Origin of the sequence: Embleya sp. NPDC059213 (assembly GCF_042754445.1) — a bacterium.
In the GTDB taxonomy this organism is placed as follows: Bacteria; Actinomycetota; Actinomycetes; order Streptomycetales; family Streptomycetaceae; genus Embleya.
Map to the genome: position 1 here is coordinate 1 of NZ_JBHZAV010000402.1, position 1,898 is coordinate 1,898.

The window sequence follows — 1,898 nt, forward strand, 5'->3', positions numbered from 1 at the left end:
GTGGCGGGTGCGGTGGTCGCCTCCCCGGTCGCCGCCGCGGGCGCCGACGACGCGGCCGGTGCCGCGGCGGCCGATTCGGCGGTGGACGCGCAACATCTGCCGGCGTGGCGTCCGGACGGCGACAGCCGCCGGTTCACCATGGTCGTGATGCCGGACACCCAGTACCTGTTCGACGAGCCGAGCATCACCAGCGCCCCGATCGAGGCGTCCTTCCGATACATCCTGGAGCACGCGCGCGAGGACAACATCGTCTTCATGTCGCACCTGGGCGACCTCACCCAGAACGGCCGCAAGGCCGAATTCGACGGGATCGGCCGGGCGTTCGAGATGCTCGACCGCAAGGGCGTCGGGTACAGCGTGCTGGCCGGGAACCACGACATCGATTCCAACACCGACGACCGGCGCGGGCGTTCGCCGTACCTGGACACGTTCGGGCCGCAACGGTTCCGGGGCAAGCGCTCCTTCGGCGGGGCGACTCCGGACGGCTACAACACCTACCACCTGTTCCGCGCCGCGGGCCGCGAGTGGCTGGTCCTCGCGCTGGACTGGCGGCCCTCGCCGGCCGGCATCGCGTGGGCGAAGAAGGTGATGGCCGACCATCCGCACACGCCGGTGATCCTGACCAGCCACGAACTCGTCTCGGCCGACCGGCCGGGCCAGGAGGCGGAGTTCTCCGAGCACGGCGGACACCTGTGGAACGACCTGATCAAGGGCAACGACCAGATCTTCCTCACGCTCAACGGCCACTACTGGCCGGCCGGTCGCACGACGAAGAAGAACGACGCCGGCCACGACGTGCACCTGCACATCACCAACTACCAGAACCGCTACTTCGGCGGCGCCGCGATGATCCGGCTCTACCACTTCGACCTCGACCGCAACACGATCGACATCGAGACGCTCTCGCCGTGGATCCTCGGCCGACACAGTCGCGGTCTCAACGACCTCGAACGCCGCGAGATGGAATTGACCGGCCCGGAGGACTACTTCTCGGTGCCGATCGACTTCGACCGGCGCTTCGAGGGTTTCGCCCCGATCCCGCAGCGCGCGGCCCGTCCCGCCCAGCGCATGGTGATCCCCGGCACGCTCGCCTACTGGCGCTTCGACGGCCCCCAACGGGACGGCGAGTCGATCCCCGGCGGGCGGCGCTTCCCCGACCTGTCCGGGCGCGGCAACGACCTCACCCTGGTGTCGGCTCCGGGCGCGGCGCCCGGTTCGGTCAGTTGGTCCCATCAGTTCCACCCGGACCAGCCCGGGCACGGCAGCATCCGACTCGCCGGCGGCAAGTCGCCGCTGCGCGGGGGCCATCTCCAGACCGCGAACAACGCGCCGTTGAACACCGCGACGTTCCGCTCCGGCTACACGATCGAGGCGTTCTTCAAGCTGCCCGCCGACTGGGACGGGGGCCGGGACGCGTGGTCGGCGCTGCTGAGCCGCTGGGGCATGAGCGGCGAGGCACGCAAACAGGGTGATCCGCAGGAGCCGGTGGTCACGCTGAGTCTGTCCGGCGGTCGCGAACTCCAGTGGTGCGTCTATCCGTTGAACAGCGACGGGTCGGCCACCAACTGGAGTCACGAACTCCGGTCGGACACGTGGTGGCACGTCGCCGTCGTCAACGACTCCCGGCAGACCACGATGTACGTCGACGGTTGTCCGGTGGTCCGCAATCCGACGGCCCGCTCGATCGGCCTGACCACGCTCAACCTGCCCTGGATGCTGGGTGGTTACGCGTACGACGGCAAGCTGGACCAGACGCTCAACGCCTGGGTCGGCGACGTCCGGATCGTGGATCGGGCACTGCGACCGGACGCGTTCATGACCGGCCGCTGAGACGCGCGGGCGGCGGCGGAAGCCACGCGGCCGGGTCGGATCCGAGGCGACGTCGCCTCGGATCCGAC

Annotated in this window: 1 protein-coding gene; it reads left to right on the forward strand. The window is 69.7% G+C overall.

Going from position 1 to position 1,898, the window contains the following annotated elements; all coding sequences use genetic code 11:
• Entirely contained in the window at nucleotides 1-1,830 is a 1,830-nt protein-coding gene (locus ACFXMF_RS47625) for a LamG-like jellyroll fold domain-containing protein (RefSeq protein ID WP_380021338.1), read from the forward strand.
• The last annotated feature ends 68 nt before the right edge of the window (nucleotides 1,831-1,898 follow it).